Annotated in this window: 20 protein-coding genes; 11 read left to right on the forward strand and 9 right to left on the reverse strand. The window is 64.4% G+C overall.

Features of this window, described 5'->3' with window-relative positions:
- A partial coding sequence (locus tag AC1DDG_RS20580) for a transketolase (RefSeq protein WP_476877537.1) occupies nt 1-674 on the reverse strand: 674 nt, incomplete at its 3' end.
- 80 nt (nt 675-754) lie between these two features.
- A complete protein-coding gene (locus tag AC1DDG_RS20585; RefSeq protein WP_476877538.1) occupies nt 755-2092 on the reverse strand; it encodes an MFS transporter in 1338 nt (445 codons plus the stop codon).
- Nucleotides 2093-2285: 193 nt separating this feature from the next.
- Here AC1DDG_RS20585 and AC1DDG_RS20590 point away from each other — a divergent pair, with 193 nt between their 5' ends.
- Both AC1DDG_RS20590 and AC1DDG_RS20595 read left to right on the forward strand, forming a co-directional pair.
- Nucleotides 2286-3110, forward strand: coding sequence for a sugar phosphate isomerase/epimerase family protein (locus AC1DDG_RS20590; protein WP_476877539.1), 825 nt, complete (start codon nt 2286-2288; stop codon nt 3108-3110).
- 101 nt (nt 3111-3211) lie between these two features.
- Nucleotides 3212-3988: an SDR family NAD(P)-dependent oxidoreductase gene (locus AC1DDG_RS20595; RefSeq protein ID WP_476877540.1), complete on the forward strand. Its 777-nt coding sequence runs from the start codon at nt 3212-3214 to the stop codon at nt 3986-3988.
- A 170-nt stretch (nt 3989-4158) separates the two neighbouring features.
- Here AC1DDG_RS20595 and AC1DDG_RS20600 read toward each other — a convergent pair whose 3' ends face one another.
- From AC1DDG_RS20600 to AC1DDG_RS20615, 4 genes are all read right to left on the reverse strand, one after another.
- Nucleotides 4159-4893 (reverse strand): hypothetical protein, encoded by a 735-nt coding sequence (locus AC1DDG_RS20600; RefSeq protein ID WP_476877541.1) that lies wholly within the window; start codon nt 4891-4893, stop codon nt 4159-4161.
- 310 nt (nt 4894-5203) lie between these two features.
- Nucleotides 5204-6679: a C4-dicarboxylate transporter DctA gene (dctA, locus tag AC1DDG_RS20605; protein WP_476877542.1), complete on the reverse strand. Its 1476-nt coding sequence runs from the start codon at nt 6677-6679 to the stop codon at nt 5204-5206.
- 162 nt (nt 6680-6841) lie between these two features.
- The gene (locus AC1DDG_RS20610) at nt 6842-7939 is read right to left on the reverse strand and encodes a tartrate dehydrogenase (RefSeq protein WP_476877543.1); all 1098 of its coding nucleotides are present in this window, start codon (nt 7937-7939) and stop codon (nt 6842-6844) included.
- A gap of 144 nt (nt 7940-8083) precedes the next feature.
- A complete protein-coding gene (locus AC1DDG_RS20615; protein ID WP_476877544.1) occupies nt 8084-8977 on the reverse strand; it encodes a LysR family transcriptional regulator in 894 nt (297 codons plus the stop codon).
- 177 nt (nt 8978-9154) lie between these two features.
- Here AC1DDG_RS20615 and AC1DDG_RS20620 point away from each other — a divergent pair, with 177 nt between their 5' ends.
- The 3 genes from AC1DDG_RS20620 to AC1DDG_RS20630 all read left to right on the forward strand — a co-directional run bounded on the left by AC1DDG_RS20620 (nt 9155) and on the right by AC1DDG_RS20630 (nt 11221).
- On the forward strand, nt 9155-9391 hold the full coding sequence (locus AC1DDG_RS20620) for a hypothetical protein (RefSeq protein WP_230118221.1): 237 nt from the start codon (nt 9155-9157) through the stop codon (nt 9389-9391).
- 448 nt (nt 9392-9839) lie between these two features.
- Nucleotides 9840-10577: a polysaccharide lyase family protein gene (locus AC1DDG_RS20625; protein ID WP_476877545.1), complete on the forward strand. Its 738-nt coding sequence runs from the start codon at nt 9840-9842 to the stop codon at nt 10575-10577.
- Nucleotides 10578-10843: 266 nt separating this feature from the next.
- On the forward strand, nt 10844-11221 hold the full coding sequence (locus AC1DDG_RS20630; protein WP_476877546.1) for a YegP family protein: 378 nt from the start codon (nt 10844-10846) through the stop codon (nt 11219-11221).
- Nucleotides 11222-11309: 88 nt separating this feature from the next.
- On the opposite strand, the gene AC1DDG_RS20635 is transcribed toward AC1DDG_RS20630, so the two are convergent.
- Nucleotides 11310-12419: a LacI family DNA-binding transcriptional regulator gene (locus tag AC1DDG_RS20635; protein ID WP_476877547.1), complete on the reverse strand. Its 1110-nt coding sequence runs from the start codon at nt 12417-12419 to the stop codon at nt 11310-11312.
- A gap of 175 nt (nt 12420-12594) precedes the next feature.
- Between AC1DDG_RS20635 and AC1DDG_RS20640 the strand changes: the two genes are divergently transcribed.
- From AC1DDG_RS20640 to AC1DDG_RS20660, 5 genes are all read left to right on the forward strand, one after another.
- The gene (locus tag AC1DDG_RS20640) at nt 12595-13458 is read left to right on the forward strand and encodes an ABC transporter substrate-binding protein (RefSeq protein ID WP_476877548.1); all 864 of its coding nucleotides are present in this window, start codon (nt 12595-12597) and stop codon (nt 13456-13458) included.
- Between the two features lie 121 nt (nt 13459-13579).
- Nucleotides 13580-14368 carry an amino acid ABC transporter permease gene (locus tag AC1DDG_RS20645; RefSeq protein ID WP_476877549.1) on the forward strand — a complete coding sequence of 263 codons (789 nt, stop codon included), beginning with the start codon at nt 13580-13582 and terminating at the stop codon, nt 14366-14368.
- On the forward strand, nt 14365-15162 hold the full coding sequence (locus tag AC1DDG_RS20650) for an amino acid ABC transporter ATP-binding protein (RefSeq protein WP_476877550.1): 798 nt from the start codon (nt 14365-14367) through the stop codon (nt 15160-15162). The genes AC1DDG_RS20645 and AC1DDG_RS20650 overlap by 4 nt, the downstream gene beginning before the upstream one ends.
- Entirely contained in the window at nt 15162-16202 is a 1041-nt protein-coding gene (locus AC1DDG_RS20655; protein WP_476877551.1) for a Gfo/Idh/MocA family protein, read from the forward strand. The genes AC1DDG_RS20650 and AC1DDG_RS20655 overlap by 1 nt, the downstream gene beginning before the upstream one ends.
- 82 nt (nt 16203-16284) lie before the next feature.
- A complete protein-coding gene (locus AC1DDG_RS20660) occupies nt 16285-17406 on the forward strand; it encodes an NAD(P)/FAD-dependent oxidoreductase (protein WP_476877552.1) in 1122 nt (373 codons plus the stop codon).
- Between the two features lie 66 nt (nt 17407-17472).
- Here AC1DDG_RS20660 and AC1DDG_RS20665 read toward each other — a convergent pair whose 3' ends face one another.
- Complete coding sequence (locus AC1DDG_RS20665) at nt 17473-17850, reverse strand: MarR family winged helix-turn-helix transcriptional regulator (RefSeq protein ID WP_230118213.1); 378 nt, start codon at nt 17848-17850, stop codon at nt 17473-17475.
- 84 nt (nt 17851-17934) lie between these two features.
- Here AC1DDG_RS20665 and AC1DDG_RS20670 point away from each other — a divergent pair, with 84 nt between their 5' ends.
- Complete coding sequence (locus AC1DDG_RS20670; RefSeq protein WP_476877553.1) at nt 17935-19410, forward strand: MFS transporter; 1476 nt, start codon at nt 17935-17937, stop codon at nt 19408-19410.
- 95 nt (nt 19411-19505) lie between these two features.
- On the opposite strand, the gene AC1DDG_RS20675 is transcribed toward AC1DDG_RS20670, so the two are convergent.
- The gene (locus AC1DDG_RS20675) at nt 19506-20219 is read right to left on the reverse strand and encodes a TetR/AcrR family transcriptional regulator (protein ID WP_476877554.1); all 714 of its coding nucleotides are present in this window, start codon (nt 20217-20219) and stop codon (nt 19506-19508) included.
- Nucleotides 20220-20278 lie beyond the last annotated feature (59 nt).

Raw genomic sequence — 20278 nt, forward strand, 5'->3', positions numbered from 1 at the left:
ACGCGCTGGGTGTACCAGCCGAAGGCTTCCCACTTTTCCGTCACGGGTTCGGTGCGCAGCACCGTGTCCGTCTTGCCGTCGGCCTGCAGGGCGTTGATGTCGACCATGGCGGTGAGGTTGCCCAACTGGTGGTGGTGTGCGCCCATGGCAGCTTCCCACGTGGAGCCCTCGTCCAGTTCGCCGTCGGAGAGGAAGTTGTAGACCCTGGCCGTGGAGCCCTGGTGGCGCAGGCCCAGGGCCATGCCGACGGCGATGGTGAGGCCGTGGCCGAGGGAGCCGCCGGAGATTTCCATGCCGGGCGTGTAGGTGGACATGCCTGACATGGGAAGCCGTGAATCATCGGATCCGTAGGTTTCGAGCTCCTGGACGGGGACAACGCCGGCCTCAGCCAGCGCCGCGTAGTGGCCGATGGCGTAGTGCCCGGTGGAGAGCAGGAACCTGTCCCGCTCGACCCAGTGAGGATCGTCGGCGCGGAAGCGGAGCTGGTCCGCGTACACCGCGGCCAGCATGTCCGCCGCGCCGAGTGCCTGGCCCACGTAGCCTTGGCCCTGCACCTCGCCCATGTTGAGGGCGTGGTGCCGGATCCTGTAGGCCGCGGCGGCTACCCGCCCGAGGCGTTCTCCGCTTCCTTCGGGTGACTTGCTCGGGGATGGTGTTTCCTGCGTGAGAACCACAGTTCTGCCTTTCGAAAGTGGTGGATGCGTTCTGAGGGATGCCGTCGGTGGCGTCCAATTCGGCGTGTGTCGCGTGTGTCCTATGCGCTCACGTGAGCGGGGGTGCTTTTCGTGGCCTCGTCGGCAAGCCGGCGCTCCCGCTTGCCCCAGGTCTCGCGGGTGGCAATGGCTGCCCAGAGGCCGATGGCGGCGTAGAGGCCGAAGAGCAACGCCGGGCCTATCCAGCCGAAGCTGACGAAGAGCAGCGTGGTGATGAACGGCGTGAAGCCGGAGACCATGGCGGAGATCTGGTAGGCAAGCGATGCACCGGAGGCGCGGGTTTTGGCCTGGAAGAGCTCGGGGAACCAGGCGCCCTGGGCTCCGGCGAGGGAGTTCTGGCACACGGCGTAGGAGATGACGATCGTCGCGATGATGAAGATGAACAGCCCGGTGTTGACGAGCAGGAACATAGGGATGGCGAACAGCGCGGCGAAGGCGCAGGACCAGATGTACACGGGCCGCCGGCCGATCCTGTCGGTCAGCCGCGCCCAGACCTGGGTGGCAAAGATGCCGATCGCGGAAGCGATGCAAAGGGCGACGAGAGTCTGCGTCTTGTCGGCCAGGTGCTGGCTGTTGAGGTAGGAAATCATGTAGGTGATGGAGACCGCGTAGCCGGCGGTCTCGGCGATGCGGAGGCCGATGCCCTTGACGATGTTGCGCCAATCGGTCTTGATGACCTCGACGATGGGGGACTTCACGATGTCGCCGCTGTCCTTGACCTCGTCAAAGACGGGGGACTCGGGGACCTTTGAGCGGATGATCAGGCCGACGATGACGAGGACGATGCTGGCGAGGAAGGGAATGCGCCAGGTGAGTTCGCCGCCGAGCTGGACGCTGACCAGAAACACAAGGTTTGCGAGCAGGAGGCCGACGGGGAAGCCGGCCTGGACGATTCCGGTGTACTTGCCCTTGGCCTTCCAGGGTGCGTGTTCGTAGCTCATCAGGATGGCGCCGCCCCACTCAGCGCCGAAGGCCAGGCCCTGGACAACGCGGACAAAGACCAGAAGGGCAGGCGCCAACAGTCCTACCTGGCTGTAGGTCGGAAGCAGGCCGATCATGAAGGTCGCAATACCCATAAGAATCAGCGAAGCCACGAGGACCGGCTTGCGGCCCAGCTTGTCCCCGAGGTGGCCGCCGATGATGCCGCCAATCGGGCGGGCGGCAAAGCCGACGCCAAGAGTGGCGAAAGCGGCAAGGGTGCCGGTGACCGGATCGCCGGTGGGGAAGAAGGCCGTTCCAAAGTACAGGGCCGCGGCGGTGCCGAAACCGATGAAGTCATAGGTTTCGATGACTGCGCCGACGCCGGAGCCGATGGCGACCCTTCTGGCGTCCTTGGTTCCGTGGACGTGACCACGCATTTTCAGAGCTTCGTTGCTCATTGGGTGAATCCTTTCGAAGAGCGGGCGCCGCGGCGGCGGAGTGACGGTCGACTGTTAACAACGGATACTTCGGACTCCAGTGTGATCTGCATCATGCGGCCTTGTCAACTGGCAACGTTAGAGGTTGACTGTTAACAGTCGAGTACGTAGTGTGGTGCTCATCACTTCACTCAGGCAGAGAGGATCAACGAAGATGTTTAACTCCCGACTCGGCTGCTCGTCCATCAGCTTCCGTCACCAGGACCTGGGCACGGCACTCCGGACCATCAGCGGCTTGGGGTTTGACGAAATCGACCTCGGCGCCCTGCCCGGCGTCTGCGACCATGTCCCCTACGAACTTGATGCGGACGCCGTCACGGCCGTCACCACGGAGGTGGCAGCCTCCGGTTTGCGGGTCCGCTCGGTTAACGGTGACATCGGGGATCTCAATGCAGTGCTCGACGGCGGCCGGCAGGCGGCGCGGGACCGGCACCTTGATGCGCTGCTCACCCTCACCGCGGACACCGGCGCCAAGGCACTGGTCCTTCCCTGCGGGGCCCCGAGCCACGAGCCGGTCCGGAGTGTCGACGAGGACCTGGACGAAATAACCGCCCAACTGATCCACGCGGGGCAGCGCGCGGCGGAGTTCGGCGTCGAACTCTGGACCGAATCCCTGCACTTCCTGAGGTTCTGCTGGAACCTGGAGCGCGCGGAACAGCTGGCCGCGCGGCTGGCAGGTTCCGGCGTGGGGATCGTCATGGATTTCAGCCACATCGTCGCCGCCGGCGAGGACCCGCTGGAATACGTCGAACACCATGCCGGCCGGATCGCGCACGTGCATCTCAGGGACGCCGTCCCGGGCAACATCAACCTCAGCATCGGCAACGGGCAGGCAGACTTCTCCGCCGGACTGGGTTCACTGGCGTCCCACGGCTACACCGGCCACTTTTCACTGGAACTGGAAACCCGGGACGTCACCCACGACGAGCGCCCGGCCGCCGCAGCCAAAGCAGCCAGCTACATCACCGACCTCATCTGACCGTCGATTGCTCCGTAACTGCCCTTATCAGCCCTCAAAACGGCGTTTACGGAGCACTCGATTCCACTCAACCGACACACCAAGCAAACCCAAGGAGCATCATGACCACCACCATCCAGCGCACCGCCGTCCTCACCGGGGCAACCTCGGACCGGGGCATCGGCATCACCACCGCACGCCGCTACGCCAGCCAGGGCTGGGCTGTGGTGATCCTGGACCTCGACGGCGAAAAGTCCGCCAAGGTCGCAGCAGAAATCGGCAACGAGTTCAACGTCGCCGCTTTCGGCCATGAGATTGACGTCGCCAACGAGGTTTCCGTCAACGCCGCCTACAAGGCGGTGGCCGCGGAGATCAGCGCCGGCAACCTTCCCGCCGTCGGCGCCCTCGCCAACATCGCCGGCATCACCTCGCCGGTTCCGTTCCTGGAGACCACGCTGGAACTGTGGAACAAGGTCATGGCCGTGAACTCCACGGGCACCTACCTGGTCACCAAGGCGTTCCTGCCGGATATGGTCGCCAACGGCTGGGGCAGGATCGTCAACATGTCCTCCGTCTCCGCCCAGCGCGGCGGCGGCGTGTTCGGCAAGGTCCCCTACTCCGCAGCGAAGGCTGCCATCCTGGGCTTCACCAAGGCCTTGGCCCGCGAAATAGGCGCCACCGGCGTGACTGTCAACGCCATCACCCCCGGCGCCGTGGACACGAACATCCGGGTGGGGAGCACCGAGGAACAGGAAGCCGCCATCAACGCAGGTATCCCGCTGGGCCGCAACGCCACCACCGAGGAGATCGCCGCCGTCATCACCTTCCTCTCCTCGGAGGACTCGGCATATCTCACGGGCACCACCATTGACATCAACGGCGGCAGCCACATCCACTAAGAACCACAGAACGCCCTGCGGGAACGGCTGCCGGCGCGTGGGGCGCCGGCAAAACTCCTTGAAATACTCGAGGGGAGTCAATGGTCGTGAAACAACGAATATTGGCAAGGAGCAGGGGAAGGTCTGCTGTGGAACAGTGCGCGGGGACGTCTTTCCATAAGTGAAAATGTCTATGGCACGACAATGTTTGTAAGTTCTGATCGACTGCCAGTTTCCAAGTCCTCAGTAAGAACCAGCGAACTGACCTTGGGGCAGTAGTACTTGTGCTCTCTCGACTTTTTCTCAAGCGGCGTCCAGTCGTAGACCTTGACGCAGTCGGAGTATGTGCCAAGCTTCGTTGCCACGGTCAGGCCCGTTGCGACGGTGTCCCGCATATCTTCGGCCTTTCCTACGTAATATTCCTGCCTGTAGGAGTCGTTCACCCGCTGCTCGGCCTTCATCCAAATGCCAGCTCGTGCACCGTCTTGCCCATGAATGAAGCTGCCCGAATGACTGAGCAATACTCCATTTAGAAAGTTGTTCACGTCCTCGCCAAAGTACCAGACGTCTCCATTTTTGTGTTGCGCCAGGTAATCTCTGGTTTCCTCGACCAGCTGTCCGTTTTTATACTCCTTGTCCAGATAGATGGCCGTCTCGACGCCCTCAATGATCTTTCGTTCAGTGAGGATCTCAATCTCGACTCGCTCTGTGGCTCCCCCTTGGGCCGTACCCTCATAGGTCATTTTCTTGCCTACGGGAAGGGCGAAATACTTGTTGGTAATTTTCGCAGTGAAATCCGCCGGCTTGATCTGTGGATTGTAGTCACTGGCCTGATGTTGCAAGTTGTTCACGAGCAAGAATGCTCCGCCGGCGACAATCAGCAGTAGGACAATGACGCCGCCGAGCATTTTGGTTTTTGAGTTCATAACGTTTGCCGCCCCTTCCGAGTAGACCTTCTATCGACGATCGACGGTTCGCCACCGGTCAGATCGGCCACCGATGGTGCAACCGCCCCGGAACTATAGGAAAAAGGTAGTCCAGACGGCCTGAATAGAGAATGCCCTGCGGATTAGGCGGGTGTTGGCCGATACCTCTGAGAGTTGGGTGCGAACGAAAACGTCCGCCCGGGCTACCCCCGGGCGGACGAATCTGTTCCTGCAGCAGGTGGGCTACAGGAGGCTTGTTCCGATGTCTTTGAGGGTCCGCACGGGTTTCGGGGCGGTTGCGCGATGCATGTCAGACGGTTTCCGAGTAGGCGTGACGGCGGACGTCGGCGGATGGAGGGGCGTCGTCAGGGACTCCTGCGTGCTTGGCACCGGTTTCCTTGGGCGCGTGGTGACCGTATTCGGTGAGGTCATCGTCGATGTCGGTGACCTCGTCGAGGTGGATAGGGTCCTCCGCCGGCATGGGCTCAACGGTTTCACCGGCGAAAACGCGGCGGACGCGGTCGGCATCCAGCGTGCGGTCCCACCAGGCGATGAACAGGGTGGCGACGGCGTTGCCGGTGAAGTTCACCAGCGCCCGGCATTCGGACATGAACTTGTCGATGCCGAAGATGAGCATGATGCCGGCGGCAGGGATGGTGCCGATGGTGGTCAGGGTGGCGGTCAGGGCAATGAAGCCGCCGCCTGCAACGCCTGCTGCGCCCTTGGAGGTGAGCAGCATGACGGCCAGCAGGCCCAGTTGCTGGCCGATGGTCAGGTCCGTGTTGGTGGCCTGGGCAATGTACAGGGCGGCCAAAGACAGGTAGATCGCGGCACCGTCGAGGTTGAAGCTGTAGCCCGTGGGAACGACGAGGCCGACGGTTTCCTTCTTCACGCCTGCGTGCTCGAGCTTGCGCATCAGGCCGGGCAGGGCCGGTTCGGCGGTCGAGGTGCCCAGGATGAGCATGTATTCCTCTTTGAGGTGCCGGATCATCGTGAAGATGTTCAGCTTCAGGAAGGCCATGACAGATCCGAGGACCACGACGACGAACAGGATCGAGGTTGCGTAGAAGAGGGCGATCAGTCCGCCCATGCTGGTGAGGGAGGAGACGCCGTACTTGCCGACGGCGAAGGCCATGGCACCGAAGGCGCCGATGGGGGCGGCCTTCATGATGAAGCTCAGGATCTTGAACATGACACCTGTCAGGCGCTGCACGCCGTCCAGAACGGGCGCACCGACCTTGCCCATGGCGTTCAGGGCGATGCCGAAGACGACGGCGATGAAGATGATCTGAAGGATGTCGCCCTCAACGAAGGGCCCAACGATGCTGTTGGGAATGATGTGGGTGAGGAACTGCCACCATTCCTGGTGCTGGCCGGCGTCGATGAGCTTGGCTGCGGAGTCGGAGGTCTTGATGGAGCCGGCATCGGCGTTGACGCCGTCACCGAGGCGGAAGACGTTGATGGCGACCAGACCGAAGATCATGGCAAAGATCGTGCCGATCTGGAAGTAGGTCAGGGCCTTCAGCCCCGTCATGCCGACCTTTTTCAGGTCCGCAACACTGGCGATTCCGCCAACGATGGTCAGGAACACAATCGGGCCGATGAGCATCTTCATTGAGTTGACGAAGGTGGTGCCGATCGGTTCCATGGCAATGCCCACGGTCGGTGCGAGCCAGCCGACCAGGATGCCTATGAGAATGGCGGTCAGTACCCAGAAGTACAGCTGCTTGTACCAACGTGTCTTGGGGGCCGGCGTTGCCGGCCCGGCGGTGGTGATGTGATCCATGATTCCTACCTCGTTGTGGAAAGTCGCTGGAGTGAAGCTTGAAGGGTAAGCGGCGTCCCGAGGGCCCCGACACGAGCTTTCGAGTGTTGGGGAGGGACTTCCGCGCAAGCGCCCGACGGCGGCGGGCCGGCCGCCGTCGGCCGCTTCAGAAGGCGGTCTGGTTTAGACGGCGGCCAGGGTGTGACTGAGGGCCTTGATGATGGCGTCGGTGACGTCGTCGGTGTTGGCTTCGCCGCCGACGTCGCGGGTTAGGTACCCGGCGGCGGTGGTCTGCTCGATGGCGGCCTCGACCAGGCGGGCTTCTTCGTGCAGGCCGAAGTGGTCAAGCATCAGGGCGGCGCTGGCGATCGCGCCGATCGGGTTGCTGATGCCCTTGCCGGCGATGTCCGGCGCGGAGCCGTGGACCGGTTCAAACATGGACGGGAAACGGCGCTCCGGGTTCAGATTCGCGCTGGCTGCCAGGCCGAGGCTTCCGGCAAGGGCCGACCCCAGGTCCGAGAGGATGTCAGCGTTCAGGTTCGAGGCGACGACGACGGAGAGGTCCTCAGGCTTGAGGATGAACTTGGCGCTCATCGCGTCAACGAGGACGCTTTCGGTCTGGACATCCGGGTAGTCCAGAGCCACGCGCTGGAAGGTTTCGTCCCAGAGGACCATGCCGTACTGCTGGGCGTTGGACTTGGTCACGGAGGAAACCTTCTTCACCGTGCGGGTCCTGGCGAGATCGAAGGCGAAGCGCATGATGCGCTCACAGCCCTTTTCGGTGAACAGTGCGGTCTGCAGTGCGACCTCGTTGCCGGGGCCGCGGCCGCTGAGGTTGCGCCCGCCGAGGCCGGCGTACTCGCCTTCGCTGTTTTCGCGGACAACGATCCAGTCGAGTTCGGTGTTGTCGGCCTTGCGCAGCGGCGACTCGATGCCGGGGAGGAACTTCACCGGGCGGATGTTGGCCCACTGGTCAAAGTTTTGGGTGATGTTCAGGCGCAGGCCCCAGAGGCTGATGTGGTCTGGGACGTTTTCCCAGCCGACGGCGCCGAAGTAGATGGCATCGAAGTCCTTCAGGGTCTCAAGTCCCTTGGGGTCCATCATCTGGCCGCTCTTTTCGTAGTAGCCGCAACCCCAAGGGAACTCGGTCCACTCGAAGGCGAACTTTCCGCCGGAGTTTTCTGCCAGGGCGTCCAGGACGCGGCGGCCTGCGGAGACGACTTCCTTGCCGACACCGTCTGCGGGGATTGAAGCGATGCTGAATTTCTGGGTGGCGCTCATGTGCCTACTTCCTCATTGAGTCTGTTAGCAGCGTCACACTGCCCTTCCTCTTCAAGTAGAAGGCCTGTGCCCATGGGGCGTCCAAGACCAAGATTCGATACGGCAAATAGGTTCAGCCTATTGATCGACCTGCGGCGCCCCCGGTCAGATCGGGGAAGCCACATGCAGTTCCGCGACCTTCAGGAACGCCCGCGCCGCCGGAGTCAGGTCTTCCTTCCGGCTCAGAATGGCCACATCCAGGTGGGACACCGGTTCAATAAGCAAAGTCCGCAGCCCTGACCTGTGCGCCAGCGGCGCCCACGAGGACGGCATGACGGCGTGCCCGACGCCGGCCAGCACCAGAGGCAGAATCGAGGTTCTGTGCGCGACCTCGACGACGATTTCGGTCTTGACGCCATGCGCCAACGCGTCGTCGACGAGCCAGCGCATCAGCGATCCCCGCTGACTGGCGATCAGCCGGTGGCCGCCCAGGTCTTCCCGTTGGATGGCCGTCCCCGGGCTGAAGGTGTCTGCGTGGGGATTGACGATGAGGATCAGCGGCTGGCGCTCCAGCTCCAGAACCTGGACGCCCGGCACCCGGATCGGCGTGGGTGATCCTGCCAGGCCAATCTCCGTGCTGCCGGTGCGGACGGACTCGATGACTTCCTCGGGCGTGAAGGCGGCGCTGACGTTGAGCCGCACCGAGGGGTGCTGCTGGGTGAAGCCGGCGATCATCGACGTCAGCGGCTCGATCCCGGGGGAGGGCATGGTGGTGATGTCGAGCCTGCCGCTGCGCACACCCCGGAGTGCCTGGACCGCTGACTGGGCGGCATCGAGGTCCCGCATCACGAGCCGGGCGGGTCCCACGAGCTCCTTGCCGGCCTCGCTCAGGACAGCCCTCCGGCCGATGCGGTGGAAGAGCGGTACGCCCAGTTCCTTCTCCAGCCCGGCAATTGTCTGGGAGAGTGAGGGCTGCGCGATCAGCAGGTGCTCGGCGGCCCGGTTGAACCCGTCATGGTCAACTACGGCCAGAAAATACTTCAGCTTCCGGGTGTCCACGTCTGCTCCTTCGCCGCTGCGGCCTGTCGGCTTCCGGCGCGGTCAAAATGCCGGTCCCAAGGGATCGAGCGCGTTGCGCCGAAGCATAGATAGCCTACGCCTATCAAAGGCTCTGCTTCTCGGGAGTACGAGGGCAATGGGCTCGGCTAACCGTGGCCGAAGTGGCAGACTTCGGCCATGAGTATGGAGCAATGGTGGCCGAAGCTGAAGCCTTCCACGCGGGAATGGCTGATTGAGAACAATGGCGACGCGGTGCCGGCGGAGGTAGTCCTCGAGATTACGAAGGCTGGCGGAGTGGTCTCTTCCGGTGCCTGGTGGGTTGGTGAGAGCGGCCCCTCGGGCTTCTACTTCTCAGACGAGGCGGTCGACTGGATCGATGAGGTCGGGAACGGTGAAATACCCAAACCACGCTGATAGCTGCGCGCCCCGGGCAGGCCCGCAGCGATCCTGCGGCTCAACCCAACGCTTGCAGCAGGCACCCAAGTGCCCTTCAAGAAACTCCAAGGTTTTTCCAAGTTCGTGGGTCAAGCATTAGCGCGGGGAGTGCTACCAAGATTGCTCCAGGGCACAAACGGGCTCAATGGTCTGCTTCCGGGCGAATAGCCGGGAAGGCTGCAGTGGGGCAGAGATACGACTCCGCGTGTGGTGTGAGGACAATGACCGTTGCAGACGTTTTGTTGAGGCTAAGGCCGGAAGCTGCCGCCCCTGTTCGGTTGCCGTCTGCCGGCACGATGATCACACCTCCAAATGAGGCGCTGAAACGTTCGCGCGTCGTTCCTGGCTATTCAGGCCCGCTCTCCGCGCATCGGCGGGACTTCGAATGCAGCGAAGCAAGACCCGGAAAAGACAGTGAGGTTATGCCATGAGCAATTTAAGGAAACTGGGTACGATCGGAAGCCTCGGGTTGCTGGTGTCGAGCACCCTCCTCTTCGGTTCCGCGAACGCCGCCATGGCGGCGACCTGCCGCACCGGCGTGGCAACCCCAACGAGCACACTGACGGGCACGGTGGTGGCCGCTACGAATTTCGAGCGGAACACGCTCTCTCCGTTCGTTGCCAGCACGTCGGGGAATGGAACGGCGGCCGTTACCAGCCCGACGGCCCACTCCGGAACGTGCTCGGCCAGGCTGATTGCCACGGCGGATCCCGGATCTGTGGCAAGGATGAGCGTGTCGCTGGCCTCAGGAACCAAGCGGGCCAACGCTGACGCATGGGTAAACATCAAGACTCCCGGACTCGCGGGGAACAACGTGCCCTTCGTGCGGTTCTTCTCCGGCAGCACCCGGATCGTGGATGTATTCCGCAACAACAGCAATGGCCAGCTCTGGCTGCGAATCACGAATCCGAACGGGACGTTTTCGTACCTGAAGCTGAGGCCATCGAGCGTTCCGTTGAGCACGTGGCACCGGGTCCAGATGCAGGTCAGGGCGAATGGCAGCACCTCGACTGTCCAGGTGTGGTTTGACGGCGCATCGGTATTGTCACGCAGCGTAAGTCTCGGGGCCACCAGCCTGAGCAAAGTGCAATTTGGAGCCGAGCACCCCCGCCAGATGGGGGAGAGCTACATCGATGACGTCGTAGTCAAGCGGGCCACCTCATAGCGACGCAGATGAGCCGGGCAGGCCGCGCCCACCGCCCCGTCAACCCACTCCTACCCTCCCGGTCACCCCAAGCGTCGCACGGAGTTTACCTACGGTTTACAGGACCGGTCTTGTTAGCCCCTGCGGCTCTGGGGAAGACTCGAAACCACTCGATGAACGGTCAACCGCGATCGTTCGGACCAGACCAGACGAATGCAGTGATGCATTCCGGCCCGCACTGCGATGATAACGCTGCGGGCAGGACACCTAAGACCGGGAGGCCCATCATGGCTGGCACGTTTGAAGTGTTTGTTGACGCCGAGACCCATTTTCGATTCCGCCTCAAGGCAAAGGACGGAACTGAGATGGCCGTGTCCGGAGCCTTCGACAGCAAGGCAGCGGCGGTTGCCGGGATCGCCGCTGTGCGTGAGTGCGCCGGGATGGGGCTGATCACCGATCTCTGCCCCACCGGCGCGGTGCCCACCGGCGCGGTCCGTGCCGGAGCGGTGCCTGAGGGGCAAGTGCAGGAATCGCCGACGGCGGCGCCCCAGGCCGGCCTTCTGCCCGCCTGGCACCACCGCACAAAACCGGCCGGCGGCTTCCGCGTCCCCGCGAAGACACTCCGGCGCTTCGCCCCGGCGCCCCGGTGGACCGGGGCAGCCTAAACCGCTGAGCCGCACCGCACGGCCCGTCCCCACACAGCCCGGCCCCACACAGCCCGGCCCCACTCAGCCGCCACGACTTACCGAACGCCTACATTGCCTGCACCGCCACGGGCTCGCCCGGCGGGTCAGCCGCAACCGGCACCGCACCCACAGACCCGCGGCGAACCAGCGTCGCGCTGAACTCCGGTGCCGGGGCCAGGGGCGGGCGGCCCTCAATCTGGCGGATCAGGGCTTCCGCGGCGGCTACGCCCATGTCATACACCGGCTGCGCGATCACGGTCAGCGGTGGTGTGGTCAGGCGCGTCCACGCGAAATCGTCGTACATGAGGAACGAGACTTCCGCCGGGACTGACAGGCCCAGTTCCTGGATGGCCTCCACGACGCTAAGCGCGATGAGTCCGTCGGAAGCGACGACGGCGGTGGCCGGGTCCCGCATGAGTAGAACCTCGCGCGTGATGCGCCGAACCGATTCGGCGTCGCCGGCGTTGAGCCGCACGAGGTCCTCGGCAAATGCCAGCCCGGATTCCGCAAACGCGCGCCGCATGCCGTCCAGGCGGTCCGAGATCTGCGAGGAATCCAACTGGATCCCCTCGCCGTACGGGGCCTCCGCCTTCAGCGTGGAGATGAACGCGATCCGCCGGTGCCCTGCTTCGAGGAGGTAAAGGGTGGACTCATACGAGATCCGGGCCATGTCCACGGCGATCGTCTCGACGTCGAGACCGCCGGCCGTCCGGTCTAGAAGGACCAGGGGACGTCCGGAATCGTGAACGCGCTGTAAATGTTCTGTTTCCACCGATGACGCGGGGGCCACGATGAGGCCGTCCACGCGCTTGTCCAGCAGCACCCGGACGGACTCCACTTCCGCCGCCGTATTCTCATCGGTGTTGACCAGGATGACATTGAAGCCGCTCTTCTTGGCGGTGTCCGTGATCCCCCTGGTGGCCAGGCCGAAGTGAGGGTTCTCGATGTCCCCCACCACCACGCCTATCGTGTTCGATTTGCCCGTGTTCATGCTGCGGGCGAGCTCGTTGGGGCGGTAGGAAAGCTCCTCCGCTGCCGCCAAAACGCGCTCCCGCACGTCCTCGCTCACCGCACCGTAATTTCCCAGTGCCCGTGCGGCCTGGGCTTTGGACACCTGGGCAGCTTTTGCGACGTCGGCAACCGTTACGTCGCGCCGTCTGGAACCGTCACTGCTCATGTTCACCTTTCCGGTGGGCTATTGACGCCGATTGTGGCGTGGGCTACATTTCAATCAATCGATGTGAGTCCGGTCTCAATCCTAGAGACTGAGACCGGACTCAGCAAGAGGTTCATCGAGAAACCCTTTGGCGGCCCTGACAGCACCGCTTTCCCTCCAACGATTGGACAACGCTGTGATCAAACTGAACTTCCGCCCGGCCGCAGTGGCCGCGGCAGCCCTGGCAGCGGTCCTCGCGCTTTCCGCCTGCGGCGGATCGACCCCTGCCTCCTCCACCGGCTCGCAGGAAAACCCCTATGGCCTGATTCAGCCGGGCACGATCCGGGTGGCCAGCCTGGGGGACTCGAAGCCCTACACGTTCGCTGACGCCCAGGGTAACTTCACGGGCTTCGACGTTGAGCTCTTCAAGGACGTGGCCCACCGGGCCGGGGTGGACAATGTTGTCTTCACCGGGCAGGACTTCTCCGGTCTGCTTGCGGCCGTGGCTAACGGCCAGTTCGACGTCGGCGTGGCCGCCATCGGCATCACGGACAAGCGCAAGGAAACCGTCGACTTCTCCGAGGGCTACCTCGCCGGGTACCTGACAGTCATCACCACCAAGACCTCGGGCATCAAGGACGTCAACGGCCTGTCCGGCAAGCGCCTGGGCGTGGTCCAGGGAACGCTCCAGGAAGCCTACGCGGTCAAGAACTTCACCTCCGCCAACCTGGTCCGCTTCCCGGATAACAACACCGCGATTGCCGCCGTAAACAGCGGCACCGTGGACGCCCACTTCCTGGACTACGAGGCCGCCAAGGCCTACGAGAAGCAGCACGGCCTGGTCAGCGCCGCGGACATCCCGTCCTTCGACGCCCCGGCCGGGTTCGCCCTGGCGAAGGGCAAGACGGCCTTCAAGGATGCCCTGAACAAGGGACTGGCCGCAGCGATGGAGGACGGCACCTGGAAGAAGCTCTACCAGAAGTGGTTCCCGGGCTCCCCGATGCCCGAACAGTACCTGCCCAAGGCCGAGCAGAAAGCCACCCCGACCCCGAGCAAGTAGGCGGCCCGCCATCCACGCCGGGCAACCACGCCGGGCAACCGGCCCGGCTGCAAAATGACCGGGCGGACCGCGGTACGCGGTCCGCCCGGGACACACCAGCTAACTACGTCTGAGAGCAACCATGGACTGGCTCAACACCATCATCCGTACCTTTTTCGACTTCGGCGCAATGGCCGAAGTCATGCCCCAACTCCTCGCAGTGGGGCTCCTGAACACGCTGATCATTTCCATCGCAGCTACCGTCATCGGAGTCGCCCTCGGCATGATCGTCGCCGTCATGGGGATCTCCCCTTCCAAATGGCTGCGTGTTCCGGCCCGGATCTACACCGATCTCTTCCGCGGCCTTCCGGCTATCCTGACGATCCTGCTGATCGGCCAGGGCTTCGCCCGGCTCAGCCAGTCGATCTTCGGGCCCTCGCCGTACCCGCTAGGCATCATCGCGCTGAGCCTGATCGCCAGCGCCTACATCGGTGAAATCTTCCGCGCCGGCATCCAAAGCGTGGACAAGGGCCAGGGCGAAGCCTGCCGCGCGCTGGGCATGAGCTACGCCAAGTCCATGGCCCTGGTGGTCATCCCGCAGGGCATCCGCCGCGTCCTGCCGGCCCTGGTGAACCAGTTCATCGCCATCGTCAAGGACTCCTCCCTGGTGTACTTCCTGGGCCTGCTGGTCAGCGAACGTGAACTCTTCCGCGTCGGCCAGGACGCCGCCGTACTCTCCGGAAACCTCTCTCCGCTGGTCATGGCAGGGATCTTCTACCTCGTCATCACGGTGCCCCTGACCCACCTGGTCAACTACTTCGACAACCGCTTCCGGACCGGCCGGCGCCGCCCCGCCGCACCGAGCAGCGGACTGAAGGAAGTCACAGAACTCGACGCGGCCTCGCCGCTGATCACCGGGAGCAACACATGAGCCTCGCAAGCAACACCGCCAACACCGGCACCGGCGCCACGAACACCGCCGCAGACATCGAGACCTTCCACGGCTCCAGCCTGGAACTCCAGAACCTGACCATGGCCTACGGCGACATCGAGGTCCTCCGCAACGTCAGCCTCACCGTGGCCCCCGGAACCACCACCTGCATCATCGGGCCCTCCGGCTCGGGCAAATCCACGCTGCTTCGCGGCGTCAACCGCCTGCACGAACCCAAGAGCGGAGACGTGCTGCTGGCCGGTGAAAGCGCCTTGACGGTCAAACCCGACATCCTGCGCGCCCGCATCGGCATGGTCTTCCAGCACTTCAACCTCTTCCCGGACCACACCGCCCTGGAGAACGTGGCCCTGGCGCTCTGGAGCGTGAAGGGAATGTCCAAGGCCGAGGCACGGGAACGCGCCGGCCGCCGCCTCGCCGAAGTGGGCCTCGCGGAACGGGCCGACCACCGGCCCCGGGACCTCTCCGGCGGACAGCAGCAGCGCGTCGCCATCGCCCGGGCCCTGGCCATGGAACCCGAAGTCATGCTCTTCGACGAAGCCACCAGCGCACTGGATCCCGAGCTGGTCAAGGGCGTGCTGAACCTCATGGCGGGCCTCGGCAAACGCGGCATGACCATGCTCGTCGTCACCCACGAAATGGGCTTCGCCCGCAAAGTCGCCGACCAGGTCGTCTTCATGGACGAAGGCGAAGTCGTCGAATCCGGCACCCCCGCCGAAATCTTCGACAACCCCCGCAGCGAACGCCTCCAGCGCTTCCTCTCGGAAGTGCTCTGATGGGCAACACGGCAGCGGCACCCATTCGGACCGGCGTCGTCGGTTTCGGGATCTCCGGCAGGGTCTTCCACGCCCCGCTGATCGAGGCGGATCCTGACTACTCGCTGGACGTCATCGTGACGGCCGATCCGGAGCGCGCCGCGGAAGCGGCGAGGCTCCATCCGCGGGCCCGGATCGTCCCGACGCCGGAGGCGCTGTTCGCCCTGGCCGCGGACCTTGACCTCGTCATTCTCGGAACGCCTCCGGCGACCCACCTCGACCTTGCCCGAACGGCAATCGCCCTCGGCCTTCAGGTGGTGGTGGACAAGCCGTTCGTCACCACATCTGCTCACGGTGAAGAGCTCATCACCAGGGCGTCCGACGGCGGTGTGCAGCTGACGGTCTTCCAGAACCGCCGGTGGGACGCCGACTTCCTCACGCTCCAGAAGCTCATCCGGGAGGGTGCCCTGGGCGAAATCCGAACCTTCGAGTCGCGCTTTGAGTGGTGGCGGCCGGAAGGCTTCGGGAACTGGCGCGACACCGCCGCCCTGACCGAAGGCGGGGGCATTCTGCACGACCTCGGGGCGCACCTGATTGATCAGGCCATCCAGCTGTTCGGGCCCGTCGCGGAAAGCTACGGGGAGACCGCCAACCACGGACATCCCGATGGCGCCGACACGGAAGCGTTCGTGTCCCTGCTTCATGAATCCGGGGTCCGGTCCAGGTTGTGGATGAACGGCATGGCCGCCCGGGTGGGTCCGCGGTTTCACGTCCTGGGCTCCGCGGCCGGCTACACCAAGTGGGGCCTGGACAGCCAGGAACCCGCCCTCGCGGCCGGCATGACGCCGTCGGATCCCGCCTATGGCGCTGACTCCCAGGACTCATGGGGGGTCCTCGGGGTTGATGGGGCCACCGTACCAGTGCCCGCCGAGAAGGGCTCCTACCCGCGGTTCTACGCGCAGCTCGCCGCAGCCCTCCGAGGCGAGGGGCCGCTGCCCGTCGACCCCGCCGAGTCGCTCGAAGTCCTCAAAGTCATCGAAAAAATTCACGCCTTCGCGTAGGCGCAACACCCAACCCCGCTCAGCTGCAGCACGGCAAACCGTGCGGCCAAGGCATCCCAAACACCATTAGAAAGGGAGACGCATGTCCTCCACAGCCTCAACCAAACGCGTCGCCGTCATCGGCGGCGGCATCCTCGGAGTCTCCACCGCGGTGCATCTGCTCCGGGAAGGTGCGTCCGTGGTCCTGCTGACCGAACGCGGCCTTGCCAGTGAGGCCACCGGCCGCTCGCTCTCCTGGCTGAATTCCGCCGGGGAGCGGTCAACGCCCTACCACCAGCTGCGCCTCGCCGGCGTTGACCGCTACCGCACGCTCTTCGCCGCCGACCCGGACCGTGAGTGGCTGCAGTTCGGCGGCGGCCTCATGTGGAACGCCGCCGGCCAGCACGCCGTCACGGAGGCCCGCCACGCGTACGAGAAGTCTGTGGGCTATGACTCCAGGCTGCTGGCCCCGGAAGGGATCGCGGCAACAACGCCCGGCATCGACTCCAGTGCGGTGCCGGAAAACGCCATCTTTAATCCCGGCGAGGGCTGGGTCAGCCTGCCGGACCTGGTGGATTTCCTGATGGAGGAATTCCACGCCCGGGGCGGCGAGCTGGTGCTCAACGCCGGCAAGGCGTCCGTCACGGTCGACGGCGGCCGCGCCACCGGCGTCGAGACGGCAGCCGGGGTGACCTACGAAGCTGATGTGGTGCTGGTGGCCTGCGGTGCCGCAACGCCCGCTGTCGTCGCTCCGCTCGGCGTCGAGATCCCTAACGGTTCCCCGGTGTCCATGCTGGTGGTGACCAAGCCGGTGGACCACGACGTGAAGGCCGTGATGAACACCCCCCGGGCCGCCGTCCGCCCCAACCCCGGAAGCACCTTTGCCCTGGATCACGACTGGTACGAAGGACACATTACCGAGCACCCGGACGGCTCGTTCAGCATCCCCGAAGACGTGGTCCAGGAACTCGCCGACGAAGCATCCAAGCTCATCGCCGGCAACCCCGAACTCAAGCCGGCGTCCTGGAAAATCGGCTACAAGCCGATCCCCGGCGACGGCGAACCCGTCTTCGGCGAACTCGGCCAGGTACCGGGCTGCTTCGTGGCGTTCACCCACTCCGGCGCCACGCTCGGTCTCATCGCCGGCGAACTCCTCGCAGGCGAAATCCTGACCGGAAACCGGCATCCGATGCTGGCCACCTTCCGCCCCGGGCGCTTCTCCTAGCCGACTACACGAGAGGCAGGGGCCGGACCCCGGGGTCCGGCCCCTGCCTCTCGCCGGATTGGGGTCTTAGGCCAGGTTTTCCTTGAGCAGTGCGCGGTGTTCGACGGCGGCTTGCTGGTGGAGTTCACGGCCGGCGTCGGTAAGTTCCAGAAACAAGGAGCGCCGGTCATCTTCGCAGGAGTGGCGTGAGATGAGTCCGGCTTTTTCGAGTCTGTCCACCACTTTGGACATCGCACTTTGGGTCATCGGCGTGCGCTCACCGAGCTGCTTCATCCTGCATGCCGCCTCTGCGGTTTCGGCCACAAGGTCCAGGATCTCAAACTCGGTCAGGCCGATGCTGAACCTCGACTCCAGCGCGCGGTCGATCGCCCCTGCGGTGCGGAAATAAGTGCTCTGGATGCTGCGCCATTGCTCAACCAGCTGACGGTCCTGCGGTGTTGCCATGCAGAGATTCTAATTCATGACGGATTAAAAGTCCACGTCATAATATTCCTTGTCATTCAATGACGTGTCATATAAATTGATGTCATGACTTCACCTTCCACCCTCCAAAGAACCGCCGGAGAACGGCTCACACCAGTCCAGTGGACCCGCACGCAGTGGATGCTGCTGCTGGTGCTGTGCACCGTTCTGGCCCTTGACGCGTTGGACGTCTCTATGGTCGGCGTGGCACTGCCCTCGATCGGCACCGAGCTCCACCTGGGAACCGAATCCCTCCAATGGATCGTCTCCGCCTACGTGCTCGGCTACGGAAGTCTGCTCCTGCTGGGCGGCCGGATGGCGGACCTTCTCGGCCGGCGTCGCATCTTCCTCATTGCGCTCAGTGTCTTCGCCGCCGCTTCCCTGCTCGGCGGCCTGGTGGATGACCCTGCCCTGCTGATTGCCACCCGCTTCGTCAAGGGACTGGCCGCGGCGTTCACGGCTCCTGCCGGTTTCTCCATCATCACCACCAATTTCGCCGAAGGCCGGGAGCGGAACCGCGCCGTCTCCATCTTCACCACCTTTGGTGCAAGCGGCTTCTCGCTGGGACTGGTCGTCGGAGGCCTCATGACTGCCATGAGCTGGCGCTGGACCTTCCTGGTCTCGGTGCCCGTGGCGGTCGCCGTCGTGATTCTTGGCCTGAAGTACATCCCCCGGGACGGTGCCGCAGGCAAGGGCGAAGGCACAGAGCAGGACAGCGGGCACGACGTCTGGGGCGCCGTGACACTCGCGGCCGGCATGCTGGGACTGGTCTACACGCTGGTATCGGCGCCCGCGAATGGCTGGGGATCTGTGGCAACTATCGCCGGATTCGTGGCCTCCGCAGCGGTGCTGGCAGCGTTCGCCGTGATCGAAAACCGCGTCAAACACCCCCTGATCCGGTTCAGCATCCTCAAGGAAGGCTGGGTGGCCCGGGCCAACCTCAGTGCCGTGGGGCTGTTCGGCTCGTATTTGAGTTTCCAGTTCATCCTCACGCTTTACCTGCAGTCCGTGCTGGGCTGGAGCCCTCTGGGCATGGCGCTGGCACTACTGCCGACCGGACTTCTCGTGGCCTCCAGCGCACCCTTCGCGGACCGGCTCATCGACAGGTTCGGGGCTCCGCGGCTGATCCTGACCGGACTGGCGTCGCTGGCGCTTGGCTACGTGCTGTTCCTGCGCGTGGGCACCACACCCAACTACGTGACGGATATCCTGCCGTCGGTCCTGCTGCTGGGCGTCGGCTTCGCCCTGGCATTCCCATCCATCAACGTCCAGGCCACGGCGGGCATCCGGAATTCCGAGCAGGGCCTGGCGGCCGGCCTGATCCAGACCAGTACGCAGGTGGGGGCCGCCCTGGTGCTGGCAGTCACCACGGCGATGGTCAGCGGTCATGGCGACGAATCCGCCGGCGGCGCCGGCGTAAATGCGGCCGCAATGCTGGAGCAATACCGCCCCGGCCTCATCCTGAGCGCGGCCGTGGCCATAGCTGCCCTGCTCATCGCGGCATCGCCGGCGCGCCGCCGCTCCGCCGGACAACGTAGCTGAAGACTAGGCCGGAAGAACATCAAGTAAGGCAGATGGTCTGACGCCGTCTGCCTTACTGGCTGTTCTGCCTTGGCTCAGCGCCAACGTCTGTCCCGTTACTGCCGCAGCGCACCCAGCCCCGAGATCAGCGCCTCGAGGCCCAGGCTGAAGGCGACGTCGGCCGGCCGCTCATGGCCCTGCGCCGCCAGGCTGCGTACGGCCCCGGTGAAGCTCGGTGTCGCTTCGGCCATGCTGCCGGCGTCGAAGATGTCCGCGGGCGCGGTGACGTCGTAGGCCGAGCCGAAGATGAACGACTCCAGCGCGACGATGGAGGAGACAATCCGTTCCTCCGGGAAATCTGCATCGCGGAAGCCCGCGCTCACGGTCTCGTACATCGCCAATGTCTGCGGGGCATCGGTGACGGGCAGAACGGCAATGACCGGAATCAGCGGCGTGTGCTGCGAAAACACGTCACGGTAGCTCCATGCCCACTTCCGCACCGCAACCTCCCACGGCTCCGCGCCGAAGGCTGACACGTCCACCAGCGCGGCAAGGTGGTCCTCCACGAGGAGGAGCACGTCGCCCTTGGAACTCACGTGGTTGTACAGCGCCGACGGCGCCACGTCCAGGGAGCGGGCCAGCGCGGCCATGGTGAGGCCGTCGTAGCCCTTCTTTTCAATGAGCTGCAGGGCGGCGGCAGTGATGCCTGCCTTGTCCAGGACCGCGCCCACGGGCCGGCCGGCGCGACGCCGTCCGTTCTCGGTTTTCGCCTCCGGCTCGGCGGGGTCTCCCAGGGAGGTGTGTCCTGGGGCGGCGGGTGGTGCCGGCATGGCTGGCCTTTCTGCGGGCGGTCTCTCAAACACTATTCCATCAGCCTCTTCCGGTACTC

This window comes from Arthrobacter sp. 10L430 (assembly GCF_056395245.1).